The following is a 17332-nucleotide window of genomic DNA, read 5'->3' on the forward strand; positions in this document are numbered from 1 at the left end:
ATGAACCTCGCGATCACCGGCGCCGGCGGTTTCCTCGGCTGGCACACACGGGTCCTGGCCCGGGCGCTCGGCTGGCCGGAGCCGACCGTTCTGACCCGGGCCGACCTGGCTGATCCCGAGGCGGTCGCCGCGAAGGCGGCCGGCGTCGACCGGGTGTTGCACCTCGCCGGCGTCAACCGCGGCGACCCGGTCGAGGTGGCGACCGGCAACGTCGAGATCGCCGCCGCCCTCGCCCGCGGCCTGAAGCGGTGCGCCGCGCCGCCCCGGACAGTCGTCTTCGCCAACTCGGTCCAGGCCGGCAACGGCACCCCGTACGGCGATGCCAAGGCGGTCGCGGCGCAGACCCTCGCCAGCACCGGGCTGAATGTCGTCGATGTCAAACTGCCGAACCTCTACGGCGAGCACGGGCGGCCCTTCTACAACTCGGTGGTGGCGACGTTCTGCCGGTTGCTCGCCGACGGCGGTCGGCCGGAGGTGCACGAGGACCGGGAGCTGCGTCTGGTGCACGTCACCGATGCCGCTGCCCACCTGCTGGGGGTGTCCACGACGGGCAGTTGGGACGCCACCATGCCGGAGCTGCGGACCGGGGTACGCGAGGTGGCCGACCGGCTCACCGCGTACGCCGCGCTCTACCGGGCCGGCGAGATCCCGGCGCTGCCCGACCGGCACGCGGTACGCCTGTTCAACTCCTACCGTTCACACTGCTTCCCCGCGCACTACCCGCTGCCGCTGCCGCGGCACGCCGACGCCCGCGGCGAGCTGACCGAGGTGGTCAAGTCGTACGGCGGGCAGGGACAGACCTTCTGTTCCACGTCCCACCCCGGCATCACCCGGGGCGAGCACTTCCACCTGGCCAAGGTGGAACGCTTCGCGGTCGTCCGGGGCAGCGCCGAGATCAGCCTTCGCCGGGTCGGCCACGACGAGGTGGTCCGCTTCCCGGTCGACGGCGACTCGCCCGTGGTGGTGGACATGCCGACCATGTGGGCCCACAAGATCGTGAACACCGGCCCCGGCGAGCTGCTGACCCTCTTCTGGACCAACGAACTCTTCGATCCGCAGCGGCCTGACACGTACGCCGAGCCGGTCGAGAGCGCGCTGCGCGAGCCGGTGGAGTCGGCGGCATGACCGTCGCCAACCGGATCGAGGACATGATGCCCACGCTGACTGCGGGACGGAGTTGACGATGACCCGGATCATGACGGTGGTCGGTACCCGGCCGGAGATCATTCGGTTGTCCCGGGTGCTGGCCAGGCTCGACGAGACGGTCGACCACGTGCTGGTGCACACCGGGCAGAACTGGGACCCGACCCTGTCCGACGTCTTCTTCACCGAGCTGCGGCTGCGCCAGCCGGACCGGTTCCTGGAGGTCGACACCTCCTCGCTCGGTCGGGTCCTCGGCGGCGTGCTGGTCGGCATGGAGCAGGCGATCGCCGAGCTGCGGCCGGACGCGCTGCTCGTGCTGGGCGACACCAACAGCTGTATCGCCGCGCTGATGGCGCGGCGGATGCGGGTGCCGGTCTACCACATGGAGGCCGGGAACCGCTGCTTCGACCTGAACGTGCCGGAGGAGACCAACCGGCGGCTCGTCGACCACGTGGCGGACTTCAACCTGGTCTACACCGAACACGCCCGGCGCAACCTGCTCGCCGAGGGCCTGCACCCGCGCCGGATCCTGCACACCGGCTCGCCGATGCGGGAGGTGCTGGAGCACTACCGGGCGCCGATCGCCAGCTCGACCATCCTGCGCCGGTTGGAGCTGGATCGGGGCGGGTACTTCCTGGTCAGCGCGCACCGGGAGGAGAACGTGGACCGGCCCGACCGGCTCCGTCGACTGCTGGACTGCCTGGTCGCGGTGCGCGACCGGTGGGGCCTGCCCGTGCTGGTCTCCACCCACCCGCGGACCCGTAAACGGCTGGAGACGCTCGCCCCGGACGCCACCGCGTTGGACGGCATCGCCTTCCACGAGCCGTTCGGCCTGCTCGACTACGTGCACCTGCAGACGAAGGCGTACTGCACGCTGTCGGACAGCGGGACGATCAGCGAGGAGTCCGCCATCCTCGGCTTCCCCGCGGTGACCCTGCGCGAGTCGATCGAGCGTCCGGAGGCGCTCGACGCCGGCGGCATCATCATGACCGGCCTCGACCCGCAGGGTGTGGTCGAGGCGGTCGAGGTGACCGTGGCCCAGGTCGCCGCGCAGGGGGTGCCCTGCCCAATCGACTACCAGGTGCCGGACACCTCCCGGAGGGTGGTCGACTTCATCCTCTCCACCGTCCGCCGGCATCACGACTGGGCCGGCATTCGCCGCTGAACCAGCGAGCCAACAGGGCCGGGACCGCGAAGCGCGGTCCCGGCCCTGTTCCGTTCGTCCGACCCGCCTGGTGGTCGGTCAGCGGGACTGCAGCGGTACGCCCAGCGGGCCGCCCACCGGGTCGGTCGGCTGGGTGCAGAGCAGCGCGAGGTGTTCGACGACCTTCGCCGCGTCGTCGTACGGGTCGAGCCCGCTCACCTCCATGGGGTCGAGCGCCGGCACGGCCACGTGGGACACCAGAGGGTGGAACGGCCGGGTGTCGACCTCGCCGGTCCCGAGCAGGTCCTCGTGGAGCTTCTCGCCGGGCCGCAGGCCGGTGTAGACGATCGGCACGGAACTGGACGCCTGGTCGGCCATCTGACGAGCGAGGTCGACGATCCGGACCGGCTCGCCCATGTCGAGCACCAGCGCCTCCCCGTCCCGGCCGATCTCGGCGGCCTGGAGCACCAGGTGGACGGCCTCCTGCAGGGTCATCAGGTAGCGGCTGACGTCCGGGTGGGTGACGGTCAACGGCCTCCCGGTCTCGATCTGCCTCTGGAACGCCGTCACCACCGAGCCGCGGCTGCTCAGCACGTTGCCGAACCGGACGCTGAGGAACGTCCCCGGGAACCGGGATGCGGCGTGCGCGGTCAACCGTTCGGTGATCCGCTTCGAGTAGCCGAGGACGCTGATCGGGTCCGCTGCCTTGTCGGTGGAGATGTTGACGAACTTCGCCACGTCCTGGCAGGCGTCCAGCACCGAGAGTGTGCCCCAGACGTTGGTCTTGATCGCCTCGCCCGGGTGCCGTTGCAGCAGCGTCAGGTGCTTGAGCGCCGCCGCGTGGAAGATGATCTCCGGGCGGCGTTCCCGGATGATCCGTCGGATCCCCTCGTCGTCCCGGAGGTCGGCGAGGATCAGCTCGGGGCCGTCCAGCATGGCCCGCCCGGCGAGCGACATCTGGAGGCTGTGCAGGGCCGACTCGTCGCGGTCCAGCATCATCAGCTCACCGGGGTTGACTTTCATCACCTGCCGGCAGAGTTCGGAGCCGATGGACCCTCCGGCACCGGTGACCAGGATCCGCCGCCCGGTCAGGCTGTTGCTGCTCAGCGGCAGGTCACCGATCACCTGGCGTCGGCCGAGCAGGTCGCTGACCTGTACGTCCCGGACGTCGGTGACGGTGATCCGGTGGTCGACCAGGTCCCGCACCGGGGGCAGCACCTTGAAGACCGCGCCGGCGTCGAGGGTCGCCTCGCGGATCTGGCGGATGAGCGCGGCGTCGGCGTTGGCCACCGAGAAGATGACGGTGGTGGCGCCGGTACGCCGGACGGAGGCGGCCACGTCGTGCCGTCCGCCCAGCACGCGCACCCGGCCGATGCGCAGGTCGCGCTTGTCCGGGTCGTCGTCCAGCGCGCCGACCGGCAGGTACCGCCCGCGCGGGTCGCCGAGCATGGCGCGGAGCAGCCCCTGCCCGGCGTCACCCATCCCGAACAGCAGCACCGGCGTCGACGACCGGACGTCCGGACGCATGGCGAGGTCGCGCCGGTGCCGGTACGCGAACCGGGCGCCCAGCATGAACAGCAGGGCGAGCGCGCCGCCGACCAGCGGGGTGCTCGCCGGGACCGGCCGGTCGTCGGACGGCAGCAGGCCGAGCAGCACGATGGCGGCCGTCGTGATGGTGGTGCCGGCGACGCCCTGGACCTCCTGGAGGCTGCCCAGCGGGTGCCGTCCGGAGTAGAGCCGGCGCAACGCCGCCACCGCCACGTGCACGACCGCCGCGACGATGCCGACGGCCGCCGCCCGGCCCAGTTGGCCCTGGGGAAGCTCGAGCTCGAACCGGGTCCACGCGGCCGCGACGAACCCGCCGATCCAGGCGGTGGTGTCGGTGGCGAGGAATCCGACGGTGCGTCGGCGGGCCCTCGCCCGTCGCGTCCGCCGGTCCGCGTCCTGCCTGTTCTCGGTGTCCTGCGGCATCTGCTGGCTCCCCTGTCCCGTCCCGACTGCTTCCGCCGACGCGGCAGGAAGGAGTACTAGGCTCTTTGTCCTTGTTACATGGCAAAGCAGCACCGTTGGGCGTTTTTGGGCTTAAGCGGTGATTAAGCTGTCTGTCCCGGCTGCTCTCAGCGGGCCGGAACACCCTTGACGGTCATCTGATCGGGCACATCCCGGACGACGCAGGCCCCGGCACCGACCGTGCTGTCCCGCCCGACCCGCAGGCCCTGCAGCACCGCCGCGGTGGTCCCGATCAGCACGCCCTCGGCCAGGTGACAGTCACCGGACACCGCGGCCAGCGGGTTGACGGAGACGAAGTCGGCGAGGCTGCTGTCATGCCCGACGGTGGCGTTCTGGTTGAGGTGCACGTGCCGGCCGATGGTGACGTTCGTGGTGACGCGGGCGCCCGGAAAGGCGACGAACCCCGGCCCGTGCTCGGTGTCCGGTCCGATGGTGGCGTCCGGGTGGACGAGGCTCGCGGCGGGGATGCCGTACCCGTCGATCCGCCTTTCGACGGCTCGGCGGACCCGGGGGTCTCCGATACCGATGACGTACCGGGTGCCGGGGGGCGCGTCGCGCAACCAGGCCACGTCCCCGAGGTACGGCACGTCGAGCCGCTGCAGCCGCTTCAGGTTCTCCTCGGAGGCGCGGTCGTCGACGACGCCCAGCAGCTCCCAGACCGGCCCACCGGCGGCCTCGCTCACCGCCCGGGCGATCGTGAGCACCTCCCGGCCGTGCCCGCCGCAGCCGGCCACCACCAGTCCCGTGGTCACGCCGCGGACCCTCCCGTCCGGACGGTCAGGAACTCGTCGATCGCGGCGAACACCCGGGCGATCTGCGGCTCGGTCAGGGCACTCCCGCTGGGCAGGGTGAGCCCGTCGGCGAAGAGCCGCTCCGCCGCGCCGGTGAGCAGGCTCTCCGCGCCGACGTGCATGGGTTGCAGGTGCATCGGCTTCCACACCGGTCGGGTCTCGATGTCGCGCTCGGCCAGGTGGGCCGCCAGGTCGTCCGCACGCCAACCGCACCGCTCCCGGTCCACGGTGATGACGGTGAGCCAGCAGTTCGACTCGGTGTCCTCCGCGCCGAGCAACTCGACGCCCGGCACCGGGGCGAAGAGCTTGGCGTAGTGGTCGCGCAGTTGACGGCGTCGCGTGATCATCCCGTCCAGCCGGAGCAACTGGGCCCGGCCGAGCGCCGCCAGGAGGTTGCTGAGCCGGTAGTTGTAACCGGTCTCGCGGTGCTCGTAGTGCCGCGCCGGTTCGCGGGCCTGCGTGGAGAGGTGGCGAGCGCGGTCGAGGAGCGCGGTGTCGTCGGACACCAGCATTCCGCCACCGGACGTTGTCATGATCTTGTTGCCGTTGAAGGAGAGGACACCGACCTGCCCGAAGGAGCCGGCCGCCTGCCCCCGGTGGCTGGCGCCGAGGGCCTCCGCGGCGTCCTCCACCAGCGGGACGCCGGCCTCGGCGCAGACCGGGACCAGGGCCTCGTAGTCGGCGCAGCTGCCGAACATGTCCACCGGCACGACCGCGCCGACCCGCTCCCCGCGCGATCGCAGCCGGCCCAGCAGGTCGGCGACGAGGTCGACGTCGACGTTGCCGGTCCGGGGGTCGCAGTCGACGAAGACCGCTCGTGCGCCGATGTACCGGACCGCGTTCGCGGTCGCCACGAACGTGAGCGTGGGCACGACGACCACGTCGCCGGGCCGCACCCCGACGCCGAGCAGAGCCAGGTGCAGGGCGGCGGTGCCGGAACTGACCGCGACGGCTCCGCCGGTGCCGACCCGCTCGGCGATGTCGCGTTCGAACCCCCGCAGATCCGGGCCGGCCGGCGCCACCCAACCCGAGCGCAGGGCCGCGATCAGGTACGACTCCTCGAGCGGCCCGACGTCGGGCGGGGACAGGTGGATGGTCTGGCTCATCGGCCGGCTCCCTGGTGGATCGTCATGCCGGTGTCCGGTCCCGCTGCGGCGGGGCCGGGCGTCGCTGCGTACCGAGGAATTCCGGGGCGGTGGCGGACCCGGCCGCGTTGATGCCCTCGCGGCGCAGCACGGTGCGCGCGGTCGTGACCAGGATCGACAGGTCGAGCCGGAGGTTCCGGCTGTCCACGTACCGGACGTCGAGGTCGAGCTTCTCCTCCCAGCTCAGGCTGTTGCGCCCGCGTACCTGTGCCAGGCCGGTGATGCCGGGCCGCACCTCGTGCCGGCGTGCCTGGTCGGGGGAGTAGCGATCGAGGTATTCCGGCAGCAGCGGGCGCGGGCCCACGAGGCTCATGTCGCCGCGCAGCACGTTCCAGAGCGTGGGCAGTTCGTCCAGGCTGGTGGCGCGCAGCCAGCGCCCCAGCGGGGTGAGTCGGTCGCCGTCGCCGACCAGGCCGCGGCCGTGGTTGGGCGGTCGCATGGTGCGGAACTTGACCACCTCGAAGGGGCGGCCGTGCAGGCCGGCGCGGCACTGGCGGAACAGCACGGGACGGCCGAGGCCCACCATGACCAGGACCGCCACCACCACCAGCACCGGCGCGACCAGCACCAGCAGCACCGCCGCGAGGACCGCGTCGAAGATGCGCTTGCCGGGTGCGGGTCGGGGCAGCAGCAGGGGGTGTTCGGGGGCGTTCGCGAGACCACCAGGCACCGGCACCGTTCCGACCTCCGAGAAGAAGCGACGCAATAACTACTTAAAGGGTTTTACCAGCTCAAGACGGGCGGCAGCTCCGAATGCCGACAGTCAGGCTGCTTCGCCCCGATCAACCCCGAAAAGCCGCGGAGGGACACGGCCTCACCGTGCGCCCTCCTGCCGTGGGTGCCCGCTCCGGTCGAGCGGTAGAGTCGCGACCGGCCGGTCGGGCGAGGGGAGAACTGGCCGGTCGGGCGAGGGGGAGACCGTGCTGCACCTGAGGGTGATCGCTCCGCCGGACCAGTCGGCGGCGGTGGTCGACCTGCTGGCCGCCGAGCCGGGGGTGACCCACCTGGTGGTGCTGCCCGGCGTCGCCCGGCAGCCCCGCGGCGACCTCATCCAGTGCGACGTGGTCCGGGAGAGCGCCGACAGCGTTCTGCAGGGACTGCAACAGCTCGGTGTGGAGGCGCACGGCGGAATCGCCGCCGACGACGTCGAGTTGACCATCTCCGCCGCGGCCGACCGCGCGGCGGAGGTGGCGCCCGGCAGCGGCGCCGACGCGGTGGTCTGGGACGAGATCGCGGCGAAGACCGGCGAGCAGACCGAACTCTCCGGCACCTACCTGGTGCTGATCATCGTCGCCACCATGATCGCCGGCATCGGCGTCCTACTGGACCAGCCGATCCTCATCGTCGGGGCGATGGTGGTCGGTCCGGAGTTCGGCCCCCTCGCCGCGCTCTGCGTGGCGCTGCTGCGCCGGCGGCTCGGCGTGATCGGGCGGTCCGTGCAGGCCCTCGCGGTCGGCTTCCTGGCCGCGATGATGGCAACCGTGCTGAGCACCTGGGCGCTGACCGCCGTAGGGCTGGTCAGTAAGGAGATGCTGCTCGCCGAGCGCCCGCTCACCGACTTCATCTGGCGGCCCGACGCGCTGTCCTGGGTGGTCGGCCTGCTCGCCGGGGTGGCCGGCATGCTGTCGCTGACCTCGAAGAAGTCGGGCAGCCTGGTCGGGGTGCTGATCTCGGTGACCACGGTGCCGGCCGCCGCCAACGTGGCGGTGGCCGCCTCCTACGGGGTGTGGCACGAGGCGGCCGGGTCGGCCCTCCAGTTGGTGATCAACCTGTGCGCGATCGTCGTGGCCGGGCTGCTCACCCTCGTGGTGCAGCAGGTCGGGTGGTGGAATCTCGCCCGCCGGTCCCGTCCTCCAAGAGCCGGGTGAGCAGGGTCCGCAACGGGATCGACTCGCCGTCGCGGCCGCCCGCCCCGACGACCAGCGGCGCCGGGCTGGGCTGCGGGTCCGCTCCGAACAGCCGGGCACGGAGGCCGCCCCGCACGGTCAGCAGGTGGAACCGGCCCGCAACGTCCACGGCCCGTTCTCCGGCCCGGTCGACGTACCAGCCGGTCAGCCCGGTCCGGTAACGTCCGCGCCCGTCGTAGCCCCGGGCGGTCAGCCGGGTGGTGGGCAGCCCTCGTCGGGTCGCCTCGGCCACGAACCAGGCCACCAGCTCCGCCGCCTCGGCCTGCTCGGCGGCCCGCCGCCGCGCGTCCGCGTCGGCGTGCGCCCGCACCGCCTGCCGCTGCCGCTCCCGCCACTCCTGGCCGTCCCGCTCACTCACGACGCCGACGGTACGCCCGCGCGTGCGACCGGGCTCAGTCGAGTACGCCAGCAGGGTCCGCCGGGCGATGGCTGGACCGCCACCTGGCTCCGCCGACCGGACCGGCGGCCACAGAGGCGAGAAGCGCCCCGGCGCTCGGGATGCGCCCGTGCGGAGCGGCATCCCGAGCGAAGTCCCGCAAGGGCGGGCGGTCAGGCCAGACCGGCGCGGCGCAGGGCGTCCGCCATCGCGTCGTTGGCCGGTGCCGGCGCGCCGTTACCCCGGCCCTGTCGCTGCTGCCCGCCGCCCGCACCCTGGCCGCCACGACCGCCCTGCCCGCCCTGCCCGCCCTGTCCGCCACGACCGCCACGACCGCCCTGACCGCCCTGACCGCCGCGCTGGTCCTGTGCGCCGCGTCCGCTCTGGGATCCGCGCTGAGCCGGGCCGCCGCGCGCGTCCTGGCCGGTCCGGTCGCCGCGGGCGCCCTGTCCGTCCCGCCCAGCGGCCGGGGCCGCCGCCGGCTCGTCCTCCAGGCGCAGGGTCAGCGAGATCCGCTTGCGGGGCACGTCGACGTCCAGCACCCGGACCCGGACCACGTCGCCGGACTTCACCACCTCGCGGGGATCCTTCACGAACGTCCGGGACATCGCCGAGACGTGCACCAGGCCGTCCTGGTGCACGCCGACGTCGACGAACGCGCCGAACGCGGCCACGTTGGTGACGACGCCCTCCAGCACCATGCCGGGCCTCAGGTCACCGATCTTCTCCACCCCCTCGACGAAGGTGGCGGTGCGGAACTCGGGCCGAGGGTCACGGCCCGGCTTCTCCAACTCGGCGAGGATGTCGGTGACGGTGGGCAGGCCGAACCGGTCGTCGACGAAGTCGGTCGCCCGCAGCCCACGCAGGATGCTGCTCTGACCGATCACGGAGCGCAGGTCCTGGCCGGTGCTGGCGAGGATCCGGCGCACCACCGGGTACGCCTCGGGGTGCACGCTGGAGGAGTCCAGCGGGTCGTCGCCGCCGGGGATGCGCAGGAAGCCCGCGCACTGCTCGAACGCCTTGGGGCCGAGCCGCGCCACCTTCTTCAGCTCCGTACGCGACCGGAACGGCCCGTTGGCGTCCCGGTGCAGCACGATGTTCTCGGCCAGCCCGGCGCCGATCCCGGAGACCCGGGTCAGCAGCGGCGCGGAGGCGGTGTTGACGTCCACCCCGACGGCGTTGACGCAGTCCTCCACCACCGCGTCCAGCGACCGGGACAGCTTCACCTCGGACAGGTCGTGCTGGTACTGGCCGACCCCGATCGACCGCGGATCGATCTTGACCAGCTCGGCGAGGGGGTCCTGGAGACGGCGGGCGATGGAGACGGCGCCGCGCAGCGACACGTCCATCCCCGGCAGCTCCTGCGAGGCGTACGCGGAGGCGGAGTAGACCGACGCGCCGGCCTCGGAGACCACCACCTTGGTCAGGTTGAGCTGCGGGTACCGCTTGATCAGGTCGCCGGCCAGCTTGTCGGTCTCGCGGGAGGCCGTGCCGTTGCCGATCGCCACCAGCTCGACGCCGTGCGTCCCGGCCAGCCGGGCGAGGGTCTCGATCGAGGCGTCCCACTGCCGGCGCGGCTCGTGTGGATAGATCGTGTCGGTGGCCAGCACCTTGCCGGTGGCGTCCACCACGGCCACCTTGACGCCGGTACGCAGGCCCGGGTCCAGCCCCATGGTGGGCCGGGTGCCGGCGGGCGCGGCCAGCAGCAGGTCGCGCAGGTTCATGGCGAAGACGCGCACCGCCTCCTCCTCGGCCGCCTGCCACAGTCGCAGCCGCAGGTCCGCGCCGAGGTGGATGAGGATCCGCGTGCGCCAGGCCCAGCGGACCGTGTCGGCCAGCCAGCGGTCGGCCGGTCGGCCGGCGTCGGACACCCCGAACCGGCCGGCGATGGCTGCCTCGTACCGGGTCGGGCCGGTCGGCGCGGCGTCCGCCTCGCCGGCCTCCTCCGACTCCATCGTCAGGTCGAGCACGCCCTCCTTCTCGCCCCGGAACATGGCCAGGATCCGGTGCGAGGGCAGCTTCGGGTACGGCTCGGAGAAGTCGAAGTAGTCGGCGAACTTCGCGCCGGCCGTCTCCTGGCCGTCGCGTACCCGGGAGACCAGCCGGCCCCGCGACCACATCTGCTCGCGCAGCGTGCCGATCAGGTCGGCGTCCTCGGCGAAGGTCTCGATGAGGATGGCCCGGGCGCCCTCCAGCGCGGCGGCGGCGTCGGCGACGCCCTTCTCCGGGTCGACGAACCCGGCGGCGGTGCCTCGCGGGTCCTGGGTGGGGTCGGCCAGCAGCGTCTCGGCCAGCGGCGCGAGGCCGGCCTCGCGGGCGATCTGCGCCCGGGTCCGCCGCTTCGGCTTGTACGGGAGGTAGATGTCCTCCAGCCGGGACTTCGAGTCGGCGGCCATGATCTGCGCTTCGAGGGCCTCGTCCAGCTTGCCCTGGCCGCGGATCGACTCCAGCACGGCGGCCCGCCGCTCGTCCAGTTCCCGCAGGTAGCGCAGCCGCTCCTCCAGGGTGCGCAGCTGGGTGTCGTCGAGCAGGCCGGTGGCCTCCTTGCGGTAACGGGCGATGAACGGCACGGTGGCGCCGCCGTCGAGCAGCTCCACGGCCGCCCGCACCTGACGCTCGGCCACGCCGAGCTCGTCGGCGATCCGCTGATGAACAGACTGGGTCACGATCTCGATCCGCCTTCGGAAGTGGGTACCGCCCTGCATTGTGCCGGGCGGCCCGGGGCGCTGTCGCCGCGCCCGGCCGGGCGACCCGGCGGCGCGCCCGCCGAGCCTGCGCTAGCGTGGCGATCATGGAAACAGCTGCGGAGCCGCGCGCCCGGCGGCTCTTCGGCGGCAGCGCCCGGGCCCTCGGTGACCTCACCGGCAACCCGTTCCGCGCCGACCGGGACCGCATCGTCGGCTCGCCGTTCTTCGCCCGCCTCGGTGGTGTCACCCAGGTGATCAGCCCGGTGGGCTCCGGCCTGCTGGTGCACAACCGGCTCACCCACAGCCTGAAGGTCGCGCAGGTGGCACGTGCGGTCGCCGAGCGGCTGACGGCCGACGAGCGGTGGCGCGAGCTGCTGGACAAGCTCGGCGGTTGCGACCCGGACGTCGTGGAGGCCGCGGCGCTCGCCCACGACCTCGGCCACCCGCCGTTCGGGCATCTGGGGGAGCGGGTGCTGGACCGGCTGGCCCGGCAGCGACTCGGCCTCACCGACGGCTTCGAGGGCAACGCCCAGTCGTACCGGATCGTCACCAGCACCGAGATCCGGGGCGCGGCCACCACCGGGCTGGACCTGACCGCCGCGGTCCGCGCGGCGATGCTGAAGTACCCGTGGACCCGGCTGGACCACCCCGACCCGCACCCGCGCACGATGGACCCGCCACCGCGTGGGGCCACCCCGCCGCCGGACGATCCGGAGAGCGGCTCGTCGAAGTTCGGCGCGTACCGGACCGAACTCGACGACCTGCGCCAGGCCCGGGAGCCGTTCGCCGGCCGCATCCCGGACTGGCAGCAGACCGTGGAGGCGTCCGTGATGGACACCGCCGACGACATCGCGTACGCCATCCACGACGTGGAGGACTTCTACCGGGTCGGTGTGCTCCAGCAGGGCGCGGTCTCCGCCGAGCTGATGGCCTGGCAGCGGGAGAGTGGGCACTTCCGGGCGATCACCGACGCGGCGCTGGTCACGGCGGCCCGGCGGCCCGGCGCGGCCATCGAGCGGCTGCGCCGGCAACTGCACCGCAAGGACGCCTGGATCGCCGACGACGACGCGTTCGCCGCCGCCGTCGAGCACGTCCGGGAGGAGCTGGTCGACGGGCTGCTGGCGATGCCGTTCGACGGCTCGATCGAGGCCGAGCAGTACGTGGCGAGGTTCTCCGCCCGCTGGTCCACCCGCTTCGTCGAGGCGATCACGGTCACCGACGAGCCGTCGGTGCGCTCGGGCCACGTGCTGCTGGGCTGTGCCCAGTGGCACGAGGTGCAGGTGCTCAAGTTCGTCCACCACCGGTTCGTGCTGGCCCGCCCGGATCTCGCCCTGCACCAGCGGGGCCAGGCCCGGCTGCTGGGCACGTTGGTGGAGGCGCTGTGGGAGTGGCTGCTCGACCCGGAGGAGGAGTCCCGGCTGCCCCGGCGGCTGCACGACCTGGTCGAGTTGGCCGAGGCGGAGCTGCACCCGCGTACCCCGGATCGGATCGGCCGGGCCCGGGGGCGGGCCATCGTGGACTTCGTGGCCCAGCTCACCGACGGTCAGGCGGTGGCCATGCTGGACGCGCTCTCCGGCCGCTCCGGCGCGCTCTGGACGGACGCCTTCGTGCTCTGAGCGGGCGAGTCCCGGTCAGGCGACGGCCTGCCACCAGCCGTCCACGGCCGGCGGGTCGTCGACCACGACCCGTTCACCCGGGCGGGGCACCGCCAGCCGGACGTCGCGGGCCTTCGCCTCGGCCCACAGGCGGTTCACCGGCTCGGCCCAGTCGTGCAGGGCCAGGTTGAACGTGGCCCAGTGCACCGGGATGAACAGCCCGCCACGCAGGTCGAGGTGGGCGTTGACCGCCTCCTCGGGGAACATGTGGATGCTCGGCCACGCCCGGTCGTACGCGCCGATCTGCATCAGCGTGACGTCGAAAGGCCCGTGCTCGGCCCCGATGGCGGCGTAACCGTCGAAGTAGCCGGAGTCGCCGGTGTAGAAGACCTTGCGTCGGGCACCGGCGACCACCCAGGAACTCCAGAGCGTGCCGTCGCGGCGCAGCCCCCGGCCGGAGAAGTGCTGTGCGGCGGTGGCGGTGATCTCCAGCCCGGCGACCCGGTGTGACTCGGCCCAGTCCAGCTCGATGATCCGGTCGGCGGGTACGCCCCACCGGTCCAGGTGCGCGCCCACCCCGAGCGGCACCAGGAACGGTGCGGACTGCCCGACCAGCAGCTCTCGGACGGTCGCCATGTCCAGGTGGTCGTAGTGGTCGTGGGAGATCAGGATGGCGTCCAACGGCGGCAGCTCGTCCAGGCGCACCGGCGGCTCGTGCAGCCGGCGGGGACCGACCAGGCCCGACGGCGAGCAGCGCTCGCTCCAGACCGGGTCGAGCAGCACCCGCCGACCCTCGATCTCGATCAGCGCCGAGGCGTGGCCGTACCAGACGATGGTGAGCTCGTCCGTGGCGTCGGCGGCCTGCGGTGCGCTGGGGCGCAGCAGCGGCACCGCGGTGCTGGGACGCCGCTTCTGCTTGCCGAAGATCAGCTCCCGCAGCAGGTTGCGACCCGGGTCGGCGACCATCGTGCGGGTGCCGGCCTGGTTGTGGAAGGTGCCGTCGCGGAACTGGGGCGAGCGGGCGGCCCGTTCGGCGCGGGCTCCGGTGAGCCGGCCGCCGAGTGCCGCCGGCACGTCCCGGGCCACCCAGGCCAGGCCGGCGAGTGCGGCCAACCCCGCCGCGCCGCGCATGCGTCGCCCGAGCGACCGTTCGACGTCCGTGCGTTCCGCTGGTGCCATCGCCGTCCCTCCGCCGTGTCCCGCACTACACGGTAGTCACCCGCGACGGCTCGCGCCCCGGCGGTCGCCCCACCGGATCGGTCGCCATCTCGACGACCGATCCGGGATCGGGCTCAGCCGCCGTTGCTGGGCTGCCGTGGTGCCACCCGGTACGCCGTTCCAGCGCCGGTGAGCTGGTCCACGGCCTTCAGGAACCGGGGGCCCATGGCGGCCCGGGCCTGCACCGCCGGGTGGGTGGCGCCGAAGTCGTCGGCGTCGGCCTGCCCGTCGGCGAAGAGCGCGTAGGTGAGCACCGCGGCGCCGGACCGGTCGAAGATGATCCCTGCCTCGTGCCGGGCGTCGGCGAACCAGCCGGCCTTCGTGGCGATCCGGGCCCGCTCCTCGGAGGACATGGTGCGCCGGATGCCGTCGGTGAACGCCACCGGGGCGCGCAGCAGCCCGAGGAGGAACGCCGTCGAGGTGGGGGAGAGCAGGGTGCCGGCGACCAGGGCGCGCAGCAGGTCGTGCGTCTCCCGGGGCGTGCTGGTGCCGAGGAAGAACCGGTTCGGGTTGGCGACCGGCTCGACCTGGGTGTTCGGGAAGCCCTTGGCTACCAGGATGGAGTTGATCTCGGCGGCCGGGGCGACCAGCCCGCACAGCCGCACGGCCGTGTCGTCGGAGACGGTCAGCAGATTGGCCAGCACGTGCCCGAGGGTCACGCTGCTGGGGTACGCGCCGTCGAGGCTGAAGATGCCGTCGCCGCCCGGCACCACGATCGCCGCCGTCACCTCGACCCGCTGGTCCAGGGTGAGCAGCCCTCGGTCGACCTTGTCCAGCACGGCCGTGGCGACCGCGATCTTGTTGACGCTGTACGCCTCGATCCGCCGGTCCGCCTCGTCCGTCACCGCCACCACCGGCGGGCCGGCCGGGTCAGCCACGCTGATGTACGCCTGCCAGTTGCCGCCGGCCCCCGTGCTGTACCGGGTGTAGCTGGCGGCGACCAGGTCGGCGGGCTGGGCCGGAGTGCTGGGGTAGACGCCAGGGGCCGGTCGGGAGCCCGGGCGTTCGGCGGCGCTCGCCGGGGTGGCGGCGCCGAGCACCGTGCCGGCCGTGGCCACCGTGCCCAGCCCGAGTGCCGTCCTGCGGTTCAGTCGGATGGTCAATCGTCTCCCCCATCGTGGTGCGCCGGAGCGCTTGCCGGACCACCACCCTAGGCGAGTTGATCGATGCAAGATGCCCCCCGACCGCTCACCCGAGCCGCCGGCGCAGCACGGCGCCGGCGGGCCCGGGCAGGCTGCGGGCGAGTTGCCGCAGGTCGGGGAGGTATCCCCCGCGCACCGCCTCGCCGGCCGGGTTCGGGGCGAAGACCGTGCCGTCGTGCGCGGCGACCGACTGTCCGCTCAGGCCGGCCAGCCGCATCAGCGGCCCGACGAGGACGTCGTAGAGGCCCGGCACCACGGTGAAGCCGACGCGCATCACCGCGTTCAGTCGACCCACGGAGATCTCGCGGCGCGGCCGGTCCACGCAGTCCACGATGGCCCGGGCCACCCGCTGCGGCCCACTGATCGGCGGTGGGGGCCGGCCGATCCGGCCCAGATAGTTGGCCGCCTGCCGGTACACGGGGGTGTCGACGCTGCCGGGGTTGACCAGGCACAGCCGGATTCCGGGGCTGTCGCGCAGCTCCTGCTGGACCGCCCGGGCCAACCCCCGCAAACCCCACTTGCTGGCCACGTAGGCGCTCATGTACGGCGCGGTGATGTACCCGAGCACCGAGTTGGTGAGGATCAGGGTGCCGGCACCGGTGGCCCGGAAGTGTCGCAACGCCACCCGTGCCGCGCCGGCGGCAGCCAGCAGATCGGTCCGCACCACCTGGTCGAAGACCCGCTCGGGCAACTCGTCGAAACGACCGTAGGCCATCACCGCGGCGGTGTGCACCCAGACGTCGATGCGGCCGAACCGGTCGACGGCCGCGTCCGCGAGTGCGTCCAGCGCCCCCGGCCCGGTGACGTCGGTCGGCACGGTCAGCACGTCGACGTCGGGGCACTCCGCGCGTACCTCGGCCAGGGTTTCCGCGGCGCGGGCGGCGAGGACGAGGCGGTCGCCGCGCTCGGCGAACGCCCGGGCCGTCGCCCGACCGATCCCGCTGGTCGCGCCGACGATCACCACCACCCGGCTCACGGTTCGAGCACGACCTTGATGCAGCCGTCCTCCTTCTTCTGGAACATCTCGTACGCCTGCGGCGCCCGAGCCAGCGGCACCCGGTGGGTCCGCAGGTCCTCCACGCCCAGCGGGTCGTCGTCGCCGGACAGCAGCGGCAGGATCTCGTCGGTCCACCGGCGCACGTGGCACTGCCCCATCCGTAGTTGGATGCCCCGGTCGAACATCTCCATCAGCGGCATCGGGTCCGCCTCACCGCCGTAGACACCGGACAGCGAGACGGTCCCGCCACGGCGGACCGCCTTGATCGCGGCGTGCAGGACAGAGAGCCGGTCCATGCCGACCCGGTCGGTCATCGTCTGGGCCAGCTTGTCCGGCAGCAGTCCGACGGCGGCGTGCGCCAGTTTGCCGACCGGCGAGCCGTGCGCCTCCATGCCGACGGCGTCGATCACCGCGTCCGGACCGCGCCCGTCGACCAGGTCGATGAGGGCGCCCGGTACGTCGTCCAGCTCGCGGACGTCGAGCACCTCGATGCCGTGCCGGCGGGCCATCTCCAGCCGCTCGGGCACCAGGTCCAGACCGATCACCCGGCCGGCGCCGAGGTGCCGGCCGATCCGGGCGCAGAACTGGCCCACCGGGCCCAGCCCGAACACGGCCAGGGTGCCGCCGGGCGGGGTGTCGGCGTACTTCACCGCCTGCCAGGCGGTGGGCAGGATGTCGGAGAGGTAGAGGTAGCGCTCGTCGGCGCCGGTCTGCGGGATGGTGATCGGCCCGAACTGGGCCTGCGGGACACGCAGGTACTCGGCCTGCCCGCCGGGGACCGAGCCGTAGAGGGAGGTGTAGCCGAACAGGGCCGCGCCCTTGCCCTCGCTGCTGACCTGGGTGGTCTCGCACTGGGCGTAGAGCTGGCGCTGGCACATCCAGCAGCTGCCGCAGGAGATGTTGAACGGCACCACCACCCGGTCGCCGGGCTTGAGCCGGGTCACGCCCGATCCGACCTCCTGGACGATGCCCATCGGCTCGTGACCGAGGATGTCGCCGGGCTTCAGGTACGGCCCCAGCACCTCGTACAGGTGCAGGTCGGAGCCGCAGATCGCGGTCGACGTGATCTTCACGATCGCGTCGGTCGGCTCCTCGATGCGAGGGTCCGGCACCTCCTCGACCCGTACGTCCCGCTTGCCCTGCCAGGTCAACGCCTTCATGTCTGATTTCCTCCCTC

General features: G+C 72.9%; 14 protein-coding genes. 4 read left to right on the plus strand and 10 right to left on the minus strand.

All coding sequences use genetic code 11. The annotated features are described in order from the left end of the window. Together M8C17_RS29045 and wecB are read left to right on the plus strand one after the other, a co-directional pair. Window positions 1-1125, plus strand: a 1125-nt coding sequence (locus tag M8C17_RS29045; RefSeq protein WP_252419759.1) for an NAD-dependent epimerase/dehydratase family protein, incomplete at its 5' end; no start/stop codon positions are given. A 58-nt stretch (window positions 1126-1183) separates the two neighbouring features. Beyond that, window positions 1184-2308: a non-hydrolyzing UDP-N-acetylglucosamine 2-epimerase gene (gene wecB / locus M8C17_RS29050; RefSeq protein WP_252419760.1), complete on the plus strand. Its 1125-nt coding sequence runs from the start codon at window positions 1184-1186 to the stop codon at window positions 2306-2308. A gap of 78 nt (window positions 2309-2386) precedes the next feature. On the opposite strand, the gene M8C17_RS29055 is transcribed toward wecB, so the two are convergent. The 4 genes from M8C17_RS29055 to M8C17_RS29070 form a co-directional block, all read right to left on the minus strand. Continuing rightward, complete coding sequence (locus M8C17_RS29055; RefSeq protein ID WP_252419761.1) at window positions 2387-4258, minus strand: polysaccharide biosynthesis protein; 1872 nt, start codon at window positions 4256-4258, stop codon at window positions 2387-2389. Between the two features lie 146 nt (window positions 4259-4404). After that, window positions 4405-5049 carry an acetyltransferase gene (locus tag M8C17_RS29060; protein ID WP_252419762.1) on the minus strand — a complete coding sequence of 215 codons (645 nt, stop codon included), beginning with the start codon at window positions 5047-5049 and terminating at the stop codon, window positions 4405-4407. After that, a complete protein-coding gene (locus M8C17_RS29065) occupies window positions 5046-6194 on the minus strand; it encodes a DegT/DnrJ/EryC1/StrS aminotransferase family protein (protein WP_252419763.1) in 1149 nt (382 codons plus the stop codon). Before M8C17_RS29065 ends, M8C17_RS29060 begins: the two co-directional genes overlap by 4 nt. 22 nt (window positions 6195-6216) lie before the next feature. Continuing rightward, window positions 6217-6909 (minus strand): sugar transferase, encoded by a 693-nt coding sequence (locus M8C17_RS29070; RefSeq protein WP_308209601.1) that lies wholly within the window; start codon window positions 6907-6909, stop codon window positions 6217-6219. Between the two features lie 244 nt (window positions 6910-7153). Between M8C17_RS29070 and M8C17_RS29075 the strand changes: the two genes are divergently transcribed. After that, complete coding sequence (locus tag M8C17_RS29075; protein WP_252419764.1) at window positions 7154-8101, plus strand: DUF389 domain-containing protein; 948 nt, start codon at window positions 7154-7156, stop codon at window positions 8099-8101. On the opposite strand, the gene M8C17_RS29080 is transcribed toward M8C17_RS29075, so the two are convergent. Together M8C17_RS29080 and M8C17_RS29085 are read right to left on the minus strand one after the other, a co-directional pair. Further along, window positions 8031-8498 carry a hypothetical protein gene (locus tag M8C17_RS29080; protein ID WP_252419765.1) on the minus strand — a complete coding sequence of 156 codons (468 nt, stop codon included), beginning with the start codon at window positions 8496-8498 and terminating at the stop codon, window positions 8031-8033. The two genes, M8C17_RS29075 and M8C17_RS29080, sit on opposite strands and share 71 nt — an antisense overlap. Window positions 8499-8689: 191 nt before the next feature. Next, window positions 8690-11182, minus strand: a complete 2493-nt coding sequence (locus M8C17_RS29085; RefSeq protein WP_252419766.1) for a Tex family protein — start codon at window positions 11180-11182, stop codon at window positions 8690-8692. A 125-nt stretch (window positions 11183-11307) separates the two neighbouring features. Here M8C17_RS29085 and M8C17_RS29090 point away from each other — a divergent pair, with 125 nt between their 5' ends. Continuing rightward, on the plus strand, window positions 11308-12819 hold the full coding sequence (locus tag M8C17_RS29090) for a deoxyguanosinetriphosphate triphosphohydrolase family protein (RefSeq protein WP_252419767.1): 1512 nt from the start codon (window positions 11308-11310) through the stop codon (window positions 12817-12819). Window positions 12820-12834: 15 nt separating this feature from the next. Here M8C17_RS29090 and M8C17_RS29095 read toward each other — a convergent pair whose 3' ends face one another. From M8C17_RS29095 to M8C17_RS29110, 4 genes are all read right to left on the minus strand, one after another. Continuing rightward, a complete protein-coding gene (locus M8C17_RS29095; protein WP_252419768.1) occupies window positions 12835-13977 on the minus strand; it encodes an MBL fold metallo-hydrolase in 1143 nt (380 codons plus the stop codon). A 113-nt stretch (window positions 13978-14090) separates the two neighbouring features. Continuing rightward, window positions 14091-15119: a serine hydrolase gene (locus M8C17_RS29100; protein ID WP_252419769.1), complete on the minus strand. Its 1029-nt coding sequence runs from the start codon at window positions 15117-15119 to the stop codon at window positions 14091-14093. An 85-nt stretch (window positions 15120-15204) separates the two neighbouring features. Next, window positions 15205-16134, minus strand: coding sequence for an SDR family NAD(P)-dependent oxidoreductase (locus tag M8C17_RS29105; protein ID WP_252419770.1), 930 nt, complete (start codon window positions 16132-16134; stop codon window positions 15205-15207). Beyond that, window positions 16131-17315, minus strand: coding sequence for a zinc-dependent alcohol dehydrogenase (locus M8C17_RS29110; protein ID WP_252419771.1), 1185 nt, complete (start codon window positions 17313-17315; stop codon window positions 16131-16133). The genes M8C17_RS29105 and M8C17_RS29110 overlap by 4 nt, the downstream gene beginning before the upstream one ends. Window positions 17316-17332: the final 17 nt, after the last annotated feature.

Origin of the sequence: Micromonospora sp. RHAY321 (genome assembly GCF_023896955.1) — a bacterium.
Classification (GTDB): domain Bacteria; phylum Actinomycetota; class Actinomycetes; order Mycobacteriales; family Micromonosporaceae; genus Micromonospora.